Genomic DNA, 20,049 nt, shown 5'->3' on the forward strand with positions numbered 1-20,049 from the left:
CTGCACGCAGTAAAAAGGGGATGGAGCCCTCCAGGCTCCATCCCCTTTTCCTTTTTCCCGGCACTAGCTTCCGTGCTTACTTCTTCACCCGGAAACCCGCCTTCTCCCACGCCGACTGATCGTTCGCCGGCTTTTCCTTTTGCTGTGGCCTTCTCGCCTCCGGGACCTTGGGCGCTTTCTCCGGTTCCGCCTGCTTTATCGAGAGCGAGATCCTCTTTCTCTCCGGATCGGCCGAAAGCACCTTCACCTTCACGATCTCTCCGACCTTTACCGCATCGTTGGGGTCCTTGGTGAACCGGTGCGAGAGCTGGCTTACGTGCACCAGCCCGTCCTGGTGCACCCCTATGTCAACGAAGGCGCCGAAGGCGGCCACGTTGGTCACCACCCCCTGCAGGATCATCCCCTCCTTGAGGTCGGCGATGGTCACGACGTCCTCGCGGAAGCTAGCGCTCTGGAACTGCTCGCGCGGGTCGCGCCCGGGTTTCTTCAACTCCGCCAGGATATCCCGCAGCGTCGGGATGCCGATGGTGTCGGTCACGTAGCGCTCGATTTTGATACCGGCCGAAAGCCCCGGGTCCGCCACCAGTTGTGGCAGGCTCACACCCAGGTCGGCCGCCATCTTCTCGACCACCGCGTAGTTCTCCGGGTGCACCGCCGTGTTGTCCAGCGGATTCTCGCCCCCCCTGATCCTCAAAAAGCCCGCCGCCTGCTCGAAGGCCTTGGGGCCGAAGCGCGCCACCTTCAAAAGCGCCTGCCGCGACGCGAACGCCCCATGCTCGTCCCGGTGCCGCATTATGGCCCGCCCCTGGCTCTCGGAGAGGCCGGCGACGTAGGAGAGTAAAGCCCAGGACGCGCTGTTCAGGTCGACGCCGACGAAGTTGACGCAGGATTCCACCACCGCGTCCAGCGCCTTTTTCAGCAGGGTCTGGTTCACGTCGTGCTGGTACTGTCCCACCCCGATGCTCTTGGGATCAATCTTCACCAGCTCGGCGAGCGGGTCCTGGAGCCTCCTCCCGATGGATATGGCGCCGCGGACGGTGAGGTCGAGTTCGGGGAACTCTTCCCTGGCGATCTCCGAGGCCGAATAGATGCTGGCACCGGCCTCGTTCACCATCACGGTGTCCGCTTTTATCCCCGCCTTCCTCAAGGCGTCCCGCACGAAGATCTCGGTCTCGCGCCCCCCGGTGCCGTTGCCGATGGCGATGAGAAGTGAGTCGTTGCGCTTGACCATCCCGATAAGCTCCGCGCCTGCCGCCTCGGCCTTGGCCCCACCGGTATGCGGGTAGATGGTGACATGCTCCAAAAAGCGCCCGGTCTCGCTGATCGCGGCGAGCTTGCAGCCGGTCCTTAGCCCCGGGTCGATGCCGAGCACCCGCCTTCCTCCTGCCGGGGGAAGGAGCAGCAGGTTCTTCAGGTTCTGCGCGAAGACGGCGATGGCCGCCTCGTCGGCGCGGGTCTTCGCCTCCAGTCTCAGCTCCACCTCGATAGAGGGGGCGATGAGCCGCTTGTAGGCGTCGGCGGCCGCCGCTTCCAGGATCCCCTTGAAGATGCTCTCCCGCTTGACCAGCGCCCCCTTGAGCCTCCCGACGATCTCCTCTTCCGGCGCGAGCAGGGTGAGCCTCAGCACGTCTTCCTTTTCGCCGCGCCGCATGGCGAGCATGCGGTGGGACGGTATCGACTTCAGCGGCTCCTGGTAGTCGTAGTACATCTGGAATTTTCCGTCCCGGTCGGCACCTTCGCCGATCAGCTGCGAGCCGAATATCCCCTGCTCCCTGGTCAGGTCGCGCACCATGCCGCGCAGCTCCGCGTTCTCGGAAAGCTGCTCGGCTATGATGTGGGCAGCACCTTCCAGGGCCGCCTCCGCATCGGGCACCCCCAGCTCGGCGTTGACGAAGGGGGCCGCCGCCTCTGCGGGGCTTCCCGCCGTCAACTCCTGCGCCGAGATCAGCTCGGCCAGGGGCTCCAGGCCCCTCTCCCGCGCGATGGTGGCCTTGGTCCGGCGCTTCGGCTTGTAGGGGAGGTACAGGTCCTCCAGGTCGGTCTTCTTGCGGCAGGCTGCGATCCGGGCAGAGAGCTCCGGGGTCAGTTTTCCCTGCTCCTCGATGCTTTTCAGCACCGTGGCCTTGCGCTCGGCAAGCTCGCGGTGGTAGATCAGCAGGTCCTCGATCTGTCGGATCTGGACCTCGTCCAGCTCCCCGGTCTGCTCCTTGCGGTAGCGCGCGATGAAGGGGACGGTCCCCCCCTCGTTCAAAAGCGCCACCGTCTGGAGCACGCCGCCGCGCGGCAGCCCGCTTTCTTCGACTATGATTTCAAGCAGTTGAGGTGTGTCTGTTGCGTGCATGCTCACTGTTTCTCCTCCCGAAAAAGAGGGTACTTCTAACACTCTTTGCGAGCATCGGGCAAGAACTTTCCCGTAACGCCGTGCTTTCACGGCTGCAAGCGCCCGGCGCCCCTCTCACGCTTCTTGACCGGACCGGTGAAAACGGCTATTCTGGCCAAATTTCAAATGAGAGGGACTATTTATGGGCCGTCCGAGTTGGGATGAGTATTTCATCGAAATCACACGCCTGGTAGCCAAGCGCTCCACCTGTCTCAGGCGGCAGGTGGGGGCGGTGCTGGTCAAGGACAAGAACATCCTTGCCACCGGCTACAACGGTGCACCATCCGGGACCGCCCATTGCCTCGACATAGGGTGCCTCAGGGAGAAGATGGGGATCCCGTCCGGCGAGCGCCACGAGCTCTGCCGCGGCCTCCACGCCGAGCAAAACGCCATCATCCAGGCGGCGAAGCACGGCACCTCCATAGAGGGGGCGACCCTTTACTGCAACACCATGCCCTGCATCATCTGCTCGAAGATGGTGATCAACTCCGGGATCAAGCGCGTGGTGTACCTCTCGGGGTACCCGGACCAGCTTGCCGAGGAGATGATCCGGGAGTCCGGTATCCTCGTCGAGAAATACGAGGAGCCCCAGTCATGAAGTGCCCGTTCTGCAATTTCTCCGACAGCAAGGTAGTCGACTCCCGACCCGACAAGGGGGGAGCCGCCATCAGGCGCCGGCGCGAGTGCGAGTCGTGCGGCAAGCGTTTCACCACTCACGAGCGGGTCGAGGAGGTCCTCCCCCTGGTCACCAAGAGGGACGGCAGGCGCGAGCCCTTCGAGCGGATGAAGCTCGTCAACGGGATCCAGAAGGCGTGCGAGAAGCGTCCGGTCTCGGTGGAGACCATCGAGAAGATGGTCGACCGCCTGGAGACGCGCCTGCAGGAAAGCGGCGAGAGGGAGATCCCCACCACCACGCTCGGCGAGTGGATCATGTCGGAGTTGCACGGCATCGACCAGGTCGCCTACGTCCGCTTCGCCTCGGTCTACCGCTCCTTCAAGGACATCAACGAGTTCATGGAAGAGCTGCAGGACCTTTTGAAGAAGTAGGGGGGAGAGATGTCTGACCTACACCTTAAAATGATGCGGCTCGCGCTTGCCGAGGCGAGAAAGGGAGTCGGCAAGACCGCCCCCAACCCCGCCGTCGGCTGCGTCATTGTCCGCGACGGCGAGGTGGTCGGGCGCGGCTGGCACAAGAAGGCGGGGACCCCGCACGCCGAGGTGCATGCACTTGCCGCCGCCGGCGCGAAGGCGGCCGGTGCCGACGCCTACGTGACGCTCGAGCCCTGCTCCCACTTCGGCAAGACACCTCCCTGCGCCAAGGCGCTCATCGAGGCGAAAGTGGCCCGGGTCTTCGTGGCCATGGTCGACCCCAACCCGCGGGTCTCCGGCAGGGGAATAGAGATGCTCCGGGAGGCGGGGATAGCGGTCGAGGTCGGGCTTTTGGCAGAGGAGAGCCGCGAGCTGAACCTCCCCTTCATCAAGTGGATCCAGACCAGGCTCCCTTTCGTAGTGCTGAAGAGCGCGCTGACTTTGGACGGCAAAAGCGCGACGGTAAGCGGCGATTCCAAGTGGGTGACCGGCGACCGTGCCCGGCGCGAGGTGCACCGGCTGCGCGGGCGCCTCGACGCCATCATGGTCGGCGTCGGAACCGTGGTGAAGGACGATCCCCTTCTGACCTGCAGGGTCCCCGGCGGCAAGGACCCGCTGCGGGTGATCGTCGACTCGACCCTGAGGATACCGCTTCATGCAGCGATCCTCGATGTGCAGTCGAAAGCCGGAACCGTCATAGCCACCTGCAGCGCGGACCAGGCGAAGATGGAGGCGCTCAGGGCGCGCGGCGCCGAGGTCCTCAGCTGCCGCGAGACAGATGGACGTGTCGATCTCACCGACCTTTTCGCGCAGCTGGGGGCGCGCGGCGTGCAGTCCATGCTGCTCGAAGGTGGCAGTCACCTGGCGGGCGCAACCCTTCGTGCCGGGCTCATCGACAAATGCATGATCTTCCTGGCGCCGAAGCTCGTGGGAGGGGCCGGCATGGGACTCTTCGCAGGAGAGGGGGCGTTCCTCATGGCGGACGCCATCGCTCTCGAAGAGGTGAGGGTAAAGCGGGTGGGGGTCGACCTCCTGGTGGAAGGCATCCCGGTAAAACCAAAAAGTCAGAACCATTAGAGGTTTTTCTTCATGTTCACAGGTTTGATAGAAACGGTTGGCGAGCTGGTCTCCATCGAGAAGCGGGGCGCCTCGGGAAGCCTCACGGTTAAGACGTCGCTCCCCTTGGACGAAGTCCCCATCGGCGCCTCGATCGCAGTCAACGGCGCCTGCCTCACCGTGGTCCGCAAAGGGGGGGGCGCGGTGACCTTCGACATCTCCCCCGAAACCATCGACCGCACCGGCTTCAAGAACCTGAAAAGCGGCTCTCCGGTCAACATGGAGCGCGCCATGAGGCTTTCCGACCGACTGGACGGGCACCTGGTCTCCGGGCACGTCGACTGCGTCGCCACCGTGATCGAGCGCCGGGAGGTCGCAGGCAACATCGTCTTCTCCTTCCGCTTCCCGCGCGAGTTCGGCAAGTACATAGCCTCCAAGGGCTCGGTCGCCATCGACGGGATCAGCCTCACCGTGAACACGGCCGGCCCCGACAGCTTCAGCATCAACGTGATACCGCACACCGCGGCAAAGACCACGCTCATCTCCAAGCGGGTGGGGGACGAGGTCAACATCGAGACGGACCTTTTGTGCCGCTACCTCGAGCGCTTGCTCTTGGGGAGGGAGGGGAGCGGCGAAGGAGTGACGCTGGACCTGCTGGCAAAAACAGGGTTCCTGTAACGGCTTTCTCTTTCACTTTGCCCCTTTTTTTGTTATGGTCGACGATCTAGATTCAGTTACCGGAGCTGGTGCATCCATTCCCGCTCAGAGTAAGAGAGGTTAAAAAACATGTCTGTTGCAAGCATAGAGGAAGCGATTGAGGAGATCAGGGCCGGCAGGATGGTCATCCTCGCCGACGACGAGGACCGCGAGAACGAGGGCGACCTCACCATGGCGGCCCAGTGCGTCACGCCGGAGGCCATCAACTTCATGGCGAAATACGGCCGCGGCCTGATCTGCCTTACCATGACCTCGGAGCGCTGCGACCGTCTCGACCTGCAGCCGATGGTCCAGACCAACACTTCATCCTTCGGCACCGCCTTCACCGTTTCCATCGAGGCGAAGAAGGGGGTCACCACCGGCATCTCGGCGGCGGACCGCGCCCATACCATACTCACCGCCGTGGCACCCGATGCCACCGCGGCCGACCTCGCCAGGCCGGGCCACATCTTCCCGCTCAGGGCCCGCAACGGCGGCGTCCTGGTCCGCTCCGGGCAGACCGAGGGCTCGGTCGATCTCGCGCGTCTGGCCGGGTTGGAGCCTGCCGGCGTCATCTGCGAGATCATGAACGACGACGGCACCATGTCGCGCATGCCCGAATTGAAGAAGTTCGCCAAGGAGCACGGCATCAAGGTCTGCACCGTGGCCGACCTCGTCGCCTACCGCCTGAAGCACGAGTCGCTGGTGCGCCGCTCCGTCGACGTCGCGCTCCCGAGCCAGTACGGCAGCTTCCGCGCCGTGGCCTTCGAAAACGACATCGACAAGCTGGAGCACCTGGCCCTGGTCAAGGGGGACATCAAGGGTGACGAGCCGGTGCTGGTGCGGGTCCATTCCGAGTGCCTCACCGGGGACGTCTTCGGCAGTGTCAGGTGCGACTGCGCCGACCAGCTGCACAGCGCCATGGAGCGGATCGAGAAGGAAGGGAAGGGGGTCATCCTCTACATGCGCCAGGAAGGGCGCGGCATCGGGCTCACCAACAAGCTGAAGGCCTACGCGCTGCAGGACCAGGGGCACGACACCGTGGAGGCGAACCTGGCGCTCGGCTTCAAGGCGGACCTCAGGGACTACGGCATCGGCGCGCAGATCCTGGTGAACCTGGGCGTGAAGAAGATCCGGCTCATGACCAACAACCCGAAGAAGCTCATCGGTCTCCAGGGGTACGGCATCAACATCGTGGAGCGCGTTCCCATCGAGATCCCGGCTTCCAAGTGCAATGAGAAGTACCTGAAGACCAAGCGCGAGAAGATGGGGCATCTGCTGGAGAATATTTAAAGGCAGAGATAAGGCAAAAGAGATAAAGCAGATAAAGATTAAGATTTAGAAAAGGCTTAGGCTCAATCTTAATCTTAGTCTCAATCTTGTTTTCTAGTCTCAACTCAATCTTAATCTTAATCTCAATCTGGATTTACCAGGAGTGACTATGCCAAAATATGTAGAGGGAAAACTCAACGCCGAGGGGCTCAGGTTCGGTATCGTAGTCGGCCGTTTCAACAGCTTCATCGGCGAGCGCCTGCTCGAAGGGGCACTCGACGCGCTGCTGCGCCACGGCGCCGACGACGCGCAGATCACCGTGGTCCGGGTCCCCGGGGCCTTCGAGATCCCGCTCACCGCGCAGAAGATGGCCGCTACCGGCAACTACGACGCCCTCATCTGCCTGGGCGCCGTGATCCGCGGCTCCACCCCCCACTTCGACTACGTGTCCTCCGAGGTCTCCAAGGGGATCGCCCACGTATCGCTTGCCACCGGCGTCCCCGTGGCCTTCGGAGTGCTGACCACCGACACCATCGAGCAGGCGATCGAGCGCGCCGGGACCAAGGCCGGCAACAAGGGCTTCGACGCCGCCATGACCGTGATCGAAACCGCCAACGTCTTCAAGGAGATGAAATAATTGACGACACGCAGAGAAGGTAGAGAACTTGCGCTGCAGGCGCTTTATTCCAAGGACCTGGTGCTGCAGGATGCCAACACCACGCTGAAGAGGATCACCGAGAGCTTCAGCGAGGGTGAGGAGCCGACCCTCTCGGTCAACTCCAAGGCTTACGCCTTCGCTTCCGAGCTGGTGAACGGTGTGGTGAGCAACCTGCAGGCGATCGACAGCCGCATCGCGGAGAAGTCCAAGCACTGGAGCATGGCCCGCATGGCGCGCGTGGACCTCAACATCCTGCGCCTGGCCGTGTTCGAGCTTTTGTACCGCCCGGACATTCCGAAGAACGTCACCATGAACGAGGCCATCGAGGTCGCCAAGAAGTTCGGCGCCGACGATTCCGCCTCCTTCGTCAACGGCATTCTCGACGAGATCGCCTCGACTGTGACGGACAAAGAGTAGCCGCAGCGAGTCCGCGCCGAAAGGGTGCGGGCGATGCGCGACCTCCTCTGTTTAGCCAGCTGTAAAAAATTATCATGTACTGACCAACGAGGGATTATGAAAGAGATAAAGATTGGCCTTCTCGGTTTCGGCACCATCGGCGCCGGTGTGGTAAAGCTTCTTGCCGCGAACAGCGCGCTCTTGACGGAGAAAACCGGCACCCGGATCTCCCTGAAGAGCATCGTCGACCTCGACATCACCACCGACCGCGGCGTCAGCACCGAAGGGATCGTCCTCACCCGCAACGCCGAGGAAGTGCTGACCGATCCGGAAATCTCCATAATCATCGAGCTGATCGGCGGCTACGAGCCCGCCCGCAGCTTCGTCCTTAAGGCCATCTCCCACGGCAAGCACGTGGTTACCGCCAACAAGGCGCTTCTCGCCGTGCACGGCGAGGAGATCTACGCTGCCGCCAAGGCAAACGGCGTCGAGGTCCTCTTCGAGGCAGCGGTGGGCGGCGGGATCCCCGTCCTTTCCGCCATCAAGGGGAACCTCGCCGGGAACCGTTTCTCCACCGTGCTCGGCATCGTGAACGGCACCTGCAACTACATCCTGACCCGGATGACCCACGACGGGGCCGACTTCTCCGAGGTGCTGAAGAGCGCCCAGGAGCTTGGCTACGCCGAGGCTGACCCCACCTTCGACATCGAGGGGGTCGACACGGCGCACAAGCTCTGCATCCTGCTTTCGCTTTGCTTCGGCACCAAGATCGACCTGAAGGACATCTACTCCGAAGGGATCACCTCGATCTCCTCCGAGGACGTCGACTTCGCCAAGTCCTTCGGCTACAGGATCAAGCTCCTGGCGATAGGGAAGATGGACGGAGGCCAGATCGAGGCGCGCGTGCACCCGACCATGATCCCGATCGACTACCCGCTGGCCGACGTGCACGGCGTGTTCAACGCCATCAGGCTAACCGGCGACTTCATCGGCCCGGTGATGTTCTACGGCAGGGGCGCCGGGATGGACGCCACCGCGAGCGCCGTCGTTGGCGACGTCATCGATCTTTCCCGCAACATGGGCGTCGGCATCTCCCGCCGCTGCGCGCCTCTTGGCTACCTCGACGAGAAGGTAAGCAACCTCCCCATCAAGCCCATGGGCGAGATCGTCAGCAAGTACTATATCCGCTTCCAGGCCCTGGACCGTCCCGGCGTGCTGGCGCGCATCGCCGGAGCCCTGGGCGCCAGCGGCATCAGCATCGCCTCCATGCTGCAGAGCGCGAGGAGCGCCAGCGAAGTGGTTCCCATCGTCATCATGACCCACGAGGCGCGTGAAGCGGACGTACGCCGCTCCCTTGCCGAGATCGACACCTTCGAGGTCATCCGCGGCAAGAGCACCTTCATCAGGATTGAGGACAACCTCGAATAGATAAAGAAGGCGAGTGCAAAAGCAAAAAGAGCGGGGTCAATTGACCCCGCCCTTTTTTGTTTCAAACCCGCTAAACCCGTAGCTCAAAAAGACTCGGAACGGCGTTCAGAAGGTTTTTGCTTTTGTCTTGCCTCAGTGGTTCCTCTGTGTACCTCTGTGGTGAGTGCCTTTTGCCTTGCCTTAGGCCTGGTTTTTCGCTTCCGCCTCGTACTTCTCCACCACGCTCCTGTAATGCGCCTCGAACCCTGCTGCCGACTTTTCCTCGGCCGCGCGGTACCCCGCCACGATGTCCTCGCGCATCTCCTCCGGGAGCACCCGCTCCGCCAGGGGGTAGAGTATGTCGTCCTCCTTGGCGATATGATCCCGCAGAAGCTCCAGGTACCCCCTCGCGTTGGCGACTATGGCCTCTTCCTGTCCCGCTTCGCCGGCTAAGGCGCGGGTCGCCGCCTCCTCCATCCCCTTCACGAAGGCCCTTCCCAGGTCGTGCTCCATCAGCATTGCCGCCACGGGGCTGTTGGCCTTGGGCATGCCGTTTGCCACCAGGGCTTCGAACAGGACATCCTCCTCCTTGGCGTGGTGGAAACGGTCGGCGTAATTCCTGATGAAGTCGACCCCGTCCAGGTAGAACCGGTAATTCTTGAAGGTGCCCTCTTCAGTGCGTTTCGCGTTCTGCTCCAAAAGGGCGAGCATGCGCAGTATCAGCTGGTGTTCGTCCTTGAGCCTCTGGGTGATGTCCCGTTTCATCCCTAGTTCCTCCTCTCCCCGTTGATGCCGATCACCGCGGTCTCGAGCGGTATCTCCTTGCCGGAGAGCGTGAGCGCCTGACGCACCATCATGTCCAGACCGCGGCAGCAGGGGACTTCCATGATGGCAACGGTGATGCTCTTTACCTCGTTTTCCCTGAAGATCGTCGCCAGTTTTTCCACGTAGGGGGTGCTGTCGTCGAGTTTCGGGCAGGCTATCGCCAGTGCCTTTCCCTTCAAAAGGTCGCTGTGGAAGCTTCCCAGCGCGAAGGCGACGCAGTCCGCCGCGATCAGTATGTCGCTGTCCTGGAACCAGGGGGCGGTGGGGGGGACCAGGTGCAGCTGCACCGGCCACTGCCGCAATTCCGAAGCCGCCTTAACCGTGGTCTCCTGCTCGTTTGCCTCGTTCCTCTCGATAACCCTTGCCATGCTGCCCGGGCAGCCGCATCCTGCATGTGCCATGTTCTTATCTCCTGTTATTGTAATTATTTTGAATGGTGCCGGTTATGTCGATGGTGCCCAAGTCCTTCAGGCACCGGCTAATTTTCCGCTTTTTGATCCAAATAGTCATTTATTTCTTTTTCGACCGAGGCTTCCTGCTCCTTGGTCAGCCCGTGGATCGATACCACGTCCTTCAGAAGGCAGATACCGACCTTGCAGGTGACGCAACCGATCTCGTAGCGGTTCAGGATCTCGCCGATCCCGGGGTGGCTTGCTATCACGTTTTGTATCGCCGCATCTCCTAAGCCGTTTTTGAATTCCATCTGCTCCCTCCTGTGCGTTTCGTTGAACTGAAGATAGCGCCGCCAAGGAAAATTGTTTATGACATGGGTCAAAAATATACGATTCTCCGCATGCCTTGGAAAATGGCTCTATGATCGGAGAATCATTGACCTCTTCATGAATGCGCGTAGAATTGGTGGCTAAAACAAAAAATGGAGGCGGCGATGGAACATGACCTGAGATCGCAGATAGCTGCGCTGGAGCATTCCTACCGCGCGAATTCCCCAGAAAAGGCGGAACTCCTCGACAAGGCGTACCGGGATATTGCCGCCTGTGCCAGCACGGCAGGAGCCCCAAAGGCCGGCGGCGAGGCCCCCGATTTCACCCTGCCCAACGCGGTGGGGATACCGGTCAGGCTCTCCGATGCGCTTACCAACGGGCCCGTGGTGCTCACCTTCTACCGGGGGATCTGGTGACCATACTGCAGCCTTCAGTTGAGGGCCTACCAGAAGATCCTCCCGCAAGTGTTGCACCTTGGGGCGGCGCTCATCGCGGTCTCGCCGCAGAGCCCGGACAAGACCCAGGCGACGCTCTTGAAGAACTTCCTGCAGTACGAGGTCTTGAGCGACCTGGGAAACCAGGTCGCCCGCAGCTACGGGCTCGTGTACCGGCTTCCGGACTGGGTGCGCGAGCTCTACATCTCCTTGGGGGTGAACCTTCCAGAGTACAACGCCGACCAGTCGTGGGAGCTTCCTTTAGCGGGAACCTTCGTGATCGGGCAAAACCGGCGTGTCATCCTGAGCTACGTGGACAGCGACCCTAGGAACCGTCTGGAGCCGCAGGCAATACTGGATGTGCTGGGGGCGAAGCACGCTTAAGTCTATCCCTCACCCCACCCCTCTCCCAGAGGGCGAGGGAGAGCTGGATGAGAGGGCGAGTTGGGAAGAGTTGGGGGCTGTATTTTTTTTGAAGGGGGGCCATGTCCCCCGTAGCTTCAGCGAAGGGGGAGGCCAGGTGTCCAAAAGAATCGGAATACTCACCGGGGGAGGGGATTGCCCCGGGCTTAACGCAGTGATCAGGGGGGTGGTCAAGTCGGCGGTCGGCCGCGGCTGGAAGGTGGTCGGTATAGAGGACGGCTTCGACGGGTTCCTGCACCCGGAGAAGTGCCGCTGTCTCGGGCTCGAAGAGGTGCGCGGCATCCTCCCCTTGGGGGGCACCATACTCGGCACCAGCAACAGGGGAAACCCCTTCGCCTTCCCGATGGTGCGCGAAGGGAAAGTGGAACTGGTCGACGTCTCCGACGAGGTCTGCTCCCGCATAAAGCACCTGGGGCTTTCGGCTCTGGTCGTCGTCGGGGGGGACGGCTCGCTGAAGATCGCCCAGGAGCTGATGCGCCGGGGCGTCCCCATCGTGGGGGTCCCGAAGACCATAGACAACGACCTTCTGGAAACCGACGTCACCTTCGGCTACAACACGGCGCTCGAGACCGCAACCGAGGCGCTCGACAAGCTCCACTCCACCGCGGAGAGCCACCACCGGGTCATGGTGCTGGAGGTCATGGGACGCTACGCCGGATGGATCGCCCTAGAGTCCGGGATAGCCGGCGGCGCCGACGTGATCCTCGTTCCGGAAATCCCCTACGACATCGAGAAGGTTTCCCAGGCGATCCTCGAGCGCGGCCGCCGCGGCCGCCGCTTCAGCGTGGTGGTCGTGGCCGAAGGCGCTTTCCCCAAGGGAGGCGGGCGCGTGGTCAAGGAGGCCGCGGGGGGGAAATCCGTCGTGGAGCGCCTGGGCGGGGTAGGGGAAGCCTTTTCCCGGGAGCTCGGCGGGGTGCTGGAGATGGACATCAGGGTCACGGTGCTGGGGCATCTGCAGCGCGGCGGGTCTCCCTCGACCTTCGACCGCTGCATAGGAAGCCGCTTCGGGGTGAAGGCGGTGGAACTGATCGAGAGCGAGGCCTTCGGCCACATGGTCTGCCTCAAGGGGCGCCACATCACCTCGGTGCCGATCGAGGACGCGATACGGAGCCTCAACCTCATCGATCCTGGGGGCGAGATGGTGCGCCACGCCGAGGCGCTCGGCATCATGCTGGGGAGGTAAGTTACTGTTGACTTTGACTAATGTCTGCTCTAGACTGCGGAACCTGGAGCAGACCGTGAAAAATCCCGCATCGCGCCCCTGTGCGTCGAGCGGGAGCAAAGAGGTGCCCTGAACATGAAGAACCCATTCGCCGATGCCAACAGAAGTGTGAAATACGCGCTCATCGGCTTTTTCCTTGGCATATCGGCACCGCTTGGCTGGATACTGCTGCGCCTGATGCTTTTCTCCGACCCCAACGTCCCCTTAGCCGTCCAGGCCTTTGCCGAGATGAAGCAAAGCGCGCAGGGTATGGCGCTCTACATCTACATGGGCGGGGGCACCGCCTGCGTCCTCGCCGTGTTCGGCCATTTCATCGGCCGCGCCGTGGACGAACTGCACCAAAAAGGGGAGAGGCTCGACGCCCTGGTGCAGGAAGTCGACGCCCAGAAGAAGCTGTTCGAGAACCGTTACAAGGTGCTGGACAACAACATAAAGAACTTCCACAAGATCGGCAGCCGGATCCAGAAGGCGGTGCAAAAGGACGACGTGCTGGCGCTCTGCGTCGAGGGGTTGCACGAGGTGCTCGGCTACGAGCGAGTCAACGTCCTGATGGCGGACCCGGAGCGAAAGAACCTCTACTTCGCAGTGACCGCGGGGAACGAGGCGCCGGTCGGGCCCGAGGTGACCATCCCGCTGGACGGCCGATCCGGCGTCATCTTCAAGAGCTTCCAGGACAAGCAGGTCTACTTCATAGAGAACATCACCGACTACCCCGCAGACTTCATGCTGCAGCCCCCCTTCAACGGGATCGAGCCTCTGCGCTCCACCACCTTCATCCTCTGCCCCATCGTCCTTAAGGGCGAGACCATAGGCGTCTTCGGCCTCGACAACAAGAAGAGCCACCGGGCTCTGAACGACACCGACGTCGACACCATCCGGCTCTTTGCGGACCAGGCGGCCGCCGCGCTGATGCGGATCAGCCTGCTCCAGTCCATAGACCTCCTCACCCTGGAGCTGGGTAAGACCTTCTCCGAGACCCTGATGAAGAGGGAGAACTACTCCTCGAACCTCTTCCGCCTCAAAAGCGCCGCCGATTCCCTGGCGAACGGGGCGCTGAAGATCGACGCCGCCGCGCACGGGATGATGGAATCGGTGGACGGCGCCAGCGTCTCCGCCGCGGAGATCTCCATCGCCACCGACCAGATCACCCAGAACATGGACGCGCTCTCCGACTCGGTCTACAAGTCGGTCTCCGCCATGGAGCAGATCACCACCACGCTCAGGCAGGTGGAAAAGAGCACCGGGCACTCGCACGGCCTCTCCGTCCGGGTTAAGGAACATGCCGAGCAGGGGACGCAGATCGTGCGCGAGACGGTGGATGCCCTCGCCGAGATCCAGCGCTCGGTCGACCTTTCCTACCAGGGGATCAAGCGGCTCAGCGCCAACAGCGGCAGGATCGAAGGGTTCGTCAGCGTCATCAACGACATCACCAAGAGGACCAACCTCCTGGCCCTGAACGCCTCCATCATCGCGGCCCAGGCGGGGGAATACGGCAAGAGCTTCGGCGTCGTCGCCGACGAGATCCGGAACCTCTCCCTGCAGACCGGGCTCTCCACCGGCGAGATCACCGGGATCATCGAGGAGATCATGACCGAGTCCAGGACCGCCGCGGACAACGTCACCGCCACAAAGGACCTGGTGAAGAAAGGGGTGAAGTTAGGCCAGCTGACCGGCGCCTCCCTGACGAGCATCCTGGACAGCTCGCAGAAGGCGCTGGACATGACCCAGCAGATCAAGCTCGCCACCCAGGAGCAGGCGACCTCGGTGCAACTGGTGAGCCGCTCCATCGAGGACGTGAGCTCCATGACCATGCAGATCTTCAAGGCTTCGAAGGAGCAGGCGCAGGCGACCAAGACCGTGGCGCGGGCTCTCGAGGACGTGAAGGAGATGAGCCACAGCGTCGCCTCGTCGGTCGGCAGGCAGACCGCCGACAGCAACGAGATCAAGGGGGCGATAGATTACGTCGCCAGGATGGCCGATGGCATCTTCGACGGGATCGAGCAGCGCCAGAACGAAAGCGGCGCCGTTGTGAACGAGCTCGAACAGATGAGGGCCAGCGCGGAATAGGCCGCAAAGAGAAATGACTGGACATTTATATGTCCCTGTGTTAATTCACTAACGGTGTTTGGCCCGCTATAGTCAAGTGGAGCCGCGACGGACACCGGAATAAGATACATACCGCCTGGATTTCGCAAGGAACCGGTACGGGAAGCGATAGCTTGGAGAGCGTCTTGCGCCGTTTTTGCGCGCATCCCGCTATTTGACAGCGTCTTCCTACCAGAAGGCGTTTTTTTTTGTCTTGCAGGCGATTGCCGGCTGCGGCGACACCTTGTTTTGAAGCAGCGTATACCATTTTGCCCGTGCAGAAACGGGGCGGGGAAACCCGCGGGGGTAGCGGATAGATGCAGAAGCAGAAAACCATCCTCGATTTTCAAAGGATGAAGGCTGAAGGGGAAAAGATAGCGGTCCTGACCAGCTACGACTTCCCCATGACCGGGATCATGGATGCCTGCGGCATCGACATGATCCTCGTGGGGGACTCGGTGGGGGTCGTGGTCGCAGGGTACGACAACACGCTGCCGGTCACCATGGAGGACATGATCTACCACACCCGCGCCGTGATGCGGGCGCGCCCCAAGGCGTTCGTGGTGGCGGACCTTCCCTTTCTCTCCTACCAGACCGATCTGAAGAGCGCGAGGCTGAACGCCGGCCTCCTGGTGAAGGATGGCGGCGCCGCGGCCGTAAAGCTCGAAGGGGGCGTCAACGTGGCGGAAACCATAAGCGCCATCACCGACATGGACGTGCCGGTCATGGGGCACATCGGCCTCACCCCGCAGTCGCTGCACCGCATGGGCGGCTTCAAGGTGCAGGGCAAGGGGGAGGAGCAGGCCGAGAAGCTCATGGCCGACGCCCTGGCCGTCGAGCGTGCCGGGGCCTTCGCCGTGGTGCTGGAAGGGATCCCCATGTCGCTGGCGCAGAAGATCACCGCGGAGCTCACCATCCCGACCATCGGCATCGGGGCGGGGCCGCACTGCGACGGCCAGGTGCTGGTGATCCACGACATCCTGGGCCTTTGCAGCAAGTACTCCCCGAAGTTCGTCAAGCGCTACGCGGAACTCGCCCCCCTGATCGGCGAGGCCTGCTCCAACTACATAGCCGAGGTAAAAGGCGGCACATTCCCGGAAGAAAGGCACGGTTTCAAATGATAGTCATCCATTCGGTCGCGCAGATGCAGCAGTACGCGAGGGAAAGGCGGGGCGAGATCGCCCTGGTTCCCACCATGGGTTACCTGCACGAGGGGCATGCCTCCCTCATGGTGGAAGCGCGCAAGCGCGCTAAGTTCGTGGTGGCGAGCATCTTCGTCAACCCCACCCAGTTCGGCGTCAACGAGGACCTGGACAGCTACCCGCGGGACCTCGAGCACGACAAGGAGATAGCCGAGAAGGCCGGCGTCGACGTCATCTTCGCACCCACCGCCGCCGACATGTACCCCGCGGGGTACCAGAGCTACCTGAACGTCGAGGAGATCACCGCGCACCTTTGCGGCGCCAGCAGGCCGGGCCATTTCCGCGGCGTCACCACCGTGGTCGCCAAGCTGTTCAACATCGTCGCCCCGAAGGTCGCCCTATTCGGCAAGAAGGACTTCCAGCAGCTCGCCGTCATCAGGCGCATGGTGCAGGACTTCAACTTCGACGTCGAGATCGTGGGGATGCCGATCGTGCGGGAGAAAGACGGGCTCGCCATGAGCTCCAGGAACACCAAACTCTCCCCCGCGGAAAGGGAACAGGCGCTTTGCCTCTCCCGTTCCATAGCTGCAGCGAAGAAGGCTTTCAGGGGAGGGGAGCGGGACGTCGCTGCGCTGAAAAAGGCCGCCGTCGCCGTGATCGAGGCAGAGAAGTCGCCGCAGATCGACTACCTTGAGTTCAGGGACCAGGACAGCCTGCTCCCGTTGGATAAGGCGGATGAGAGGACGCTCCTCGCACTGGCGGTGCGGGTGGGTTCGGTACGATTGATAGACAACAGCATACTAGGGGAGGATTAGAAGATATGGACAGGAAGATGCTGAAGAGCAAGATCCACAGGGCCACCGTAACCGGCGCGGACCTTCACTACGAGGGAAGCATCACCATCGACCTCGACCTCATGGAAGCGGCCGACATCATCCCGTACGAGGCCGTCTGCATCTGGGACGTCACCAACGGGAGCCGTTTCGAGACCTACGCCATCGAGGGCGAGCGCGGTTCCGGCGTCATCTGCATCAACGGCGCCGCCGCAAGGCTCGTGGCCCCGCAGGACCTGGTCATCATCGCCAGCTTCGTCAACATGGACAACGCCGAGGCCATGGCCCACGAGCCGAAGCTCGTCTTCGTGGACGACAAGAACCGTATGCTCGAAAGCCGCAAGGAAGTGGCCGGCCAGGCGACCCTGAAGAGCGTGCACTGGAAGAACTAGGGTAATTTCCCGGGCACCCGAAGCAAAAAACAGGGACGCTGATAGAATCTGTGGGGTCTGCTTTAAAAGAGACTGCCCGTTTCCGTCGGCGTCCCCATTTTTATTGGTTCAGCATCCTATTGTTCAGTCGCAGGCTTGCGCGGCTCCATTTCCTTTAGGTCACGTCTGCAGTCAACGCTTTTGGGGGTCTCTCCTTGGGTTCGAAAAAGAGAATATACGCCGCCTCATACCTTATCCCCGTATCCTCTCCTCCCGTCGCCGGCGGCGCCGTCGCGGTGGAGAACGGGGTGATAGCAGCCGTCGGGACCCTGCACGAGGTTCAGGCCGCCTGCTCCGCCCCGGTCACCGATCTGCCGGGGTGCGTGATCATGCCGGGGCTCGTCAACGCGCACACGCACCTGGAGCTGACCCATTTCCCCGCCTGGAAGCTGCGCAAGGACCTGGACTACCTCCCGAAGCGCTACGTCGAATGGATCCAGCAGGTGGTGAAGATCAAGCGCGCCCTTTTGCCCGGCGAAATGGAGCACTCGGTCCGGGAGGGGATTCGGCTTTGCCTGGAATCCGGCACCACCTCGGTCGGCGACATCCTCTCCGACTTTTCCCTGGCCCCCCTCTACCGCGACACGCAGCTTTCCGGCAGGGTGTTCCTGGAGGCGATAGGGCACGACCCCTTGCAGGGCGAAAACCTGCTGCGGCGCATCGAGGCCACGCTAGACGCACTTTCCGGGACGCTCCTGCCGGCGATCTCTCCGCACACCCCGCACACCGTCTCGCCGCAGCTCTTGCAGGACTTGCACGCGCTGGCGGTGAAGAGGGCCATTCCCAAGGCGATCCATCTCTCGGAGACGGCGGACGAAGCCTCCTTCATGCATGACACCACGGGGGATATCGCCGAACTGATCTACCCCATGGCACACTGGGAACAGTACCTGCCGCACCCGATGCACACAACTTCCACCCGCTTCCTTCTCGATCTCGGCGTCCTCGACCCCTCCACCCTCGCGGTCCATGCCGTGCACGTCACCCCGGACGATGTGAGGGTGTTGAAGGAAAAGGGGTGCAGCGTGGTGCTCTGTCCCCGCAGCAACGACCGTCTTTTCGTAGGCTCTGCCCCGCACAAGCTGTTGAAGAGCGCCGGACTTTCCCTCGCCCTTGGGACCGACTCGCTCGCCAGCAACGACTCCCTTTCCCTTTGGGACGAGCTCCGCTACCTGCAGCAGCAGGCCCCAGGCGTCTTCAGCCCCGAGGAGCTGATTGCCATGGCCACCATCGGGGGAGCCCGCGCGTTGCAGATAGAGGGGAGCGCCGGTTCGCTCGAAGTCGGCAAGCGCGCCGACTTCCAGGTTCTTTCCTGCGGCAGCGCAAGCGAGGCCACCATCCACACCGCCCTCCTCACCAAAGGGCGCCTGGAGCAGGTCTACGTCGCAGGAGAGCAGTACCCGAAACCGTAGTCGCAGTTAGCTGGTCACTTGAAAATAAGAAAAGCCCTCGGGAAACGGGGGCTTTTCGTTTATCAGGTTGCGCTGGCGGAACGCGGGTGCAGGCGTCATCGCTTGCGCACCTTCCGCCGTTTCTTCTCCGGGTTGGAATACCGCCATCAAGGTACCGCGCCAGGTTGAGCGTGCGTCGGCCAGCAATTTCGCGGCACCACAGAGCCACGTCACATGCATGTCATGGCCGCACATATGCGAGACCGGAACGGTATTACTCTCTCGATCGGTGGCGGTTACCTTGCTGGCATACGGCAGATCCGGCTTCTTCGACCGGCAACGCGTCCATATCGGCTCGCAGCATGACCGTAGGCCCATCGCCGTTGCGGAGCAGGCCGACAACGCCGGTTTTGCCGACACCCATATAATACTCCTGAACTTTAGGCTTGCGCACCTAGCTCTGCCGCTAACCCGGACAGTGTGGCGCAGTCTTCCAAACCGTCGAGGAAGCGCTGTGGAATGCCCGAGAGACCCACCTGCGCGCCGACCAGCGCACCGGTCAGGATGGCGCGCGCCTGATTCTGGCCGCCGCCGTTCACCGCATGGAGCAGGGCGGATTCAAAATCGTCGCTGTAGCGCGCCCCAAGGTAATAGGCCGCCGGCAACTGATGATAGATGGCGCACGGCATGCCGTAGACGATCGATACCTTCCAGGCCGGTTCGATGCGGATCGCGGGATCGGCAGCAGCCGCGGCCATGTAGGACGGTGTAAGCAGGGCATCGGGTGAGGCGAATCGTCCGGCGCGTGGCGGGTCCGGAGCACCGGGTCGCGGCGGCCCCAAGTTGTCGCTGGTGACGGCATGAAACGGGAGCGCCCCGTTTTTAACCAGTTTCATCAGTCGGTTGGACAGGTGCGCGTCCAGGGGGTGTCCCTGTACCAGCTGCCCCAGCACAGCGCCGTAGGCTACGGTCATGGATACCACTACGTCGTCGTTTTGGGTGAGGAGGGTATTGCCGGTAATGGCGGCGGCAAGCTGCGCTGGGGCAGCCGCGTAACGCACCGCCAGGGCAAGGGTGCGCTCTATCGCTTCGGTAGTGTCAGCATGTCCACCGGTCTGCCCCCAAGGCAGTCTTTGCTCGACCCTTTGCCGCCACAGCTCGCGGATGGACTGGCTGGTGTAGCTGCCCGGGCCGCTGATGGGGGTGCCATCAAGAAGCGGCAGCAGATCCTTATCCATGCGGCGACAAAAGTCAGCCTCGTCATAGCCTCCGCAGGAAACCAGTGAGGCCAGCAACAACTTGAGGATGAACCCCGCCTGGGAGAGCTGGCCAGCCTTTAGTCCGGCGTGGTAGCGACCGGGTTTGGGATCGGTGTACCCGGTTATCCATTCGCCGTAATCGCGGCGCAGTTCGGCAAGGTCGTAATACCAATGCGGCCCGAGCCCAAGGGCATCCCCAATAAAGGCGCCCATGATGGCACCAGCCGCGCGATCCTTAGTTGTTTCAGGCATAGTGAACACCTCATTCTACCAGGACATGTGTTCGGACCATATTGGCGAAAAATACCAATTATAAGCAAAGAGTCAA

21 protein-coding genes are annotated in these 20,049 nt (G+C 62.2%); 15 read left to right on the top strand and 6 right to left on the bottom strand.

The window, feature by feature from the left end; all coding sequences use genetic code 11:
* Positions 1 to 76: 76 nt before the first annotated feature.
* Positions 77 to 2,341: a Tex family protein gene (locus GEOBRER4_RS05970; protein ID WP_185244637.1), complete on the bottom strand. Its 2,265-nt coding sequence runs from the start codon at positions 2,339 to 2,341 to the stop codon at positions 77 to 79.
* 181 nt (positions 2,342 to 2,522) lie between these two features.
* On the opposite strand from GEOBRER4_RS05970, the gene GEOBRER4_RS05975 reads away from it, so the two are divergent.
* From GEOBRER4_RS05975 to GEOBRER4_RS06010, 8 genes are all read left to right on the top strand, one after another.
* Complete coding sequence (locus GEOBRER4_RS05975; protein ID WP_185244638.1) at positions 2,523 to 2,978, top strand: deoxycytidylate deaminase; 456 nt, start codon at positions 2,523 to 2,525, stop codon at positions 2,976 to 2,978.
* The gene (gene nrdR / locus GEOBRER4_RS05980) at positions 2,975 to 3,427 is read left to right on the top strand and encodes a transcriptional regulator NrdR (RefSeq protein ID WP_085813378.1); all 453 of its coding nucleotides are present in this window, start codon (positions 2,975 to 2,977) and stop codon (positions 3,425 to 3,427) included. The genes GEOBRER4_RS05975 and nrdR overlap by 4 nt, the downstream gene beginning before the upstream one ends.
* Before the next feature lie 9 nt (positions 3,428 to 3,436).
* Positions 3,437 to 4,546 (top strand): bifunctional diaminohydroxyphosphoribosylaminopyrimidine deaminase/5-amino-6-(5-phosphoribosylamino)uracil reductase RibD, encoded by a 1,110-nt coding sequence (ribD, locus tag GEOBRER4_RS05985; RefSeq protein WP_185244639.1) that lies wholly within the window; start codon positions 3,437 to 3,439, stop codon positions 4,544 to 4,546.
* A gap of 12 nt (positions 4,547 to 4,558) precedes the next feature.
* A complete protein-coding gene (locus GEOBRER4_RS05990) occupies positions 4,559 to 5,203 on the top strand; it encodes a riboflavin synthase (RefSeq protein ID WP_185244640.1) in 645 nt (214 codons plus the stop codon).
* Between the two features lie 108 nt (positions 5,204 to 5,311).
* Complete coding sequence (locus GEOBRER4_RS05995) at positions 5,312 to 6,514, top strand: bifunctional 3,4-dihydroxy-2-butanone-4-phosphate synthase/GTP cyclohydrolase II (RefSeq protein ID WP_185244641.1); 1,203 nt, start codon at positions 5,312 to 5,314, stop codon at positions 6,512 to 6,514.
* Positions 6,515 to 6,662: 148 nt separating this feature from the next.
* Complete coding sequence (ribH, locus tag GEOBRER4_RS06000; protein ID WP_085813374.1) at positions 6,663 to 7,130, top strand: 6,7-dimethyl-8-ribityllumazine synthase; 468 nt, start codon at positions 6,663 to 6,665, stop codon at positions 7,128 to 7,130.
* The gene (gene nusB, locus GEOBRER4_RS06005; RefSeq protein WP_012531453.1) at positions 7,131 to 7,568 is read left to right on the top strand and encodes a transcription antitermination factor NusB; all 438 of its coding nucleotides are present in this window, start codon (positions 7,131 to 7,133) and stop codon (positions 7,566 to 7,568) included.
* Between the two features lie 96 nt (positions 7,569 to 7,664).
* Positions 7,665 to 8,975, top strand: a complete 1,311-nt coding sequence (locus GEOBRER4_RS06010) for a homoserine dehydrogenase (RefSeq protein ID WP_085813372.1) — start codon at positions 7,665 to 7,667, stop codon at positions 8,973 to 8,975.
* Between the two features lie 180 nt (positions 8,976 to 9,155).
* Here the strand turns inward: GEOBRER4_RS06010 and GEOBRER4_RS06015 are convergent, their stop codons facing one another.
* The 3 genes from GEOBRER4_RS06015 to GEOBRER4_RS06025 all read right to left on the bottom strand — a co-directional run bounded on the left by GEOBRER4_RS06015 (position 9,156) and on the right by GEOBRER4_RS06025 (position 10,482).
* Entirely contained in the window at positions 9,156 to 9,719 is a 564-nt protein-coding gene (locus tag GEOBRER4_RS06015) for a hemerythrin domain-containing protein (RefSeq protein ID WP_085813371.1), read from the bottom strand.
* Between the two features lie 2 nt (positions 9,720 to 9,721).
* Positions 9,722 to 10,180 carry an iron-sulfur cluster-binding oxidoreductase gene (locus tag GEOBRER4_RS06020; protein WP_085813370.1) on the bottom strand — a complete coding sequence of 153 codons (459 nt, stop codon included), beginning with the start codon at positions 10,178 to 10,180 and terminating at the stop codon, positions 9,722 to 9,724.
* A 77-nt stretch (positions 10,181 to 10,257) separates the two neighbouring features.
* Positions 10,258 to 10,482 carry a hypothetical protein gene (locus tag GEOBRER4_RS06025; protein ID WP_085813369.1) on the bottom strand — a complete coding sequence of 75 codons (225 nt, stop codon included), beginning with the start codon at positions 10,480 to 10,482 and terminating at the stop codon, positions 10,258 to 10,260.
* Between the two features lie 183 nt (positions 10,483 to 10,665).
* Here GEOBRER4_RS06025 and GEOBRER4_RS06030 point away from each other — a divergent pair, with 183 nt between their 5' ends.
* The 7 genes from GEOBRER4_RS06030 to GEOBRER4_RS06060 all read left to right on the top strand — a co-directional run bounded on the left by GEOBRER4_RS06030 (position 10,666) and on the right by GEOBRER4_RS06060 (position 18,483).
* Positions 10,666 to 11,319: a peroxiredoxin-like family protein gene (locus GEOBRER4_RS06030; protein WP_185244642.1), complete on the top strand. Its 654-nt coding sequence runs from the start codon at positions 10,666 to 10,668 to the stop codon at positions 11,317 to 11,319.
* A gap of 136 nt (positions 11,320 to 11,455) precedes the next feature.
* Positions 11,456 to 12,541: a 6-phosphofructokinase gene (locus tag GEOBRER4_RS06035; RefSeq protein WP_185244643.1), complete on the top strand. Its 1,086-nt coding sequence runs from the start codon at positions 11,456 to 11,458 to the stop codon at positions 12,539 to 12,541.
* A gap of 114 nt (positions 12,542 to 12,655) precedes the next feature.
* Positions 12,656 to 14,647: a methyl-accepting chemotaxis protein gene (locus tag GEOBRER4_RS06040; RefSeq protein WP_185244644.1), complete on the top strand. Its 1,992-nt coding sequence runs from the start codon at positions 12,656 to 12,658 to the stop codon at positions 14,645 to 14,647.
* Positions 14,648 to 14,982: 335 nt separating this feature from the next.
* On the top strand, positions 14,983 to 15,786 hold the full coding sequence (gene panB, locus GEOBRER4_RS06045) for a 3-methyl-2-oxobutanoate hydroxymethyltransferase (RefSeq protein ID WP_185244645.1): 804 nt from the start codon (positions 14,983 to 14,985) through the stop codon (positions 15,784 to 15,786).
* Complete coding sequence (panC, locus tag GEOBRER4_RS06050; protein WP_185244646.1) at positions 15,783 to 16,622, top strand: pantoate--beta-alanine ligase; 840 nt, start codon at positions 15,783 to 15,785, stop codon at positions 16,620 to 16,622. Before panB ends, panC begins: the two co-directional genes overlap by 4 nt.
* 5 nt (positions 16,623 to 16,627) lie before the next feature.
* Positions 16,628 to 17,032 carry an aspartate 1-decarboxylase gene (panD, locus tag GEOBRER4_RS06055; RefSeq protein WP_185244647.1) on the top strand — a complete coding sequence of 135 codons (405 nt, stop codon included), beginning with the start codon at positions 16,628 to 16,630 and terminating at the stop codon, positions 17,030 to 17,032.
* Positions 17,033 to 17,226: 194 nt separating this feature from the next.
* On the top strand, positions 17,227 to 18,483 hold the full coding sequence (locus tag GEOBRER4_RS06060) for an amidohydrolase family protein (RefSeq protein WP_185244648.1): 1,257 nt from the start codon (positions 17,227 to 17,229) through the stop codon (positions 18,481 to 18,483).
* Between the two features lie 6 nt (positions 18,484 to 18,489).
* Here GEOBRER4_RS06060 and GEOBRER4_RS06065 read toward each other — a convergent pair whose 3' ends face one another.
* Entirely contained in the window at positions 18,490 to 18,882 is a 393-nt protein-coding gene (locus tag GEOBRER4_RS06065; protein WP_226377900.1) for a M20/M25/M40 family metallo-hydrolase, read from the bottom strand.
* 20 nt (positions 18,883 to 18,902) lie between these two features.
* Positions 18,903 to 19,973 (bottom strand): ADP-ribosylglycohydrolase family protein, encoded by a 1,071-nt coding sequence (locus GEOBRER4_RS06070; RefSeq protein WP_185244649.1) that lies wholly within the window; start codon positions 19,971 to 19,973, stop codon positions 18,903 to 18,905.
* Between the last annotated feature and the right edge of the window lie 76 nt (positions 19,974 to 20,049).

The sequence above is a fragment of the Citrifermentans bremense genome (assembly GCF_014218275.1).
Taxonomy (GTDB): Bacteria; Desulfobacterota; Desulfuromonadia; order Geobacterales; family Geobacteraceae; genus Geomonas; species Geomonas pelophila.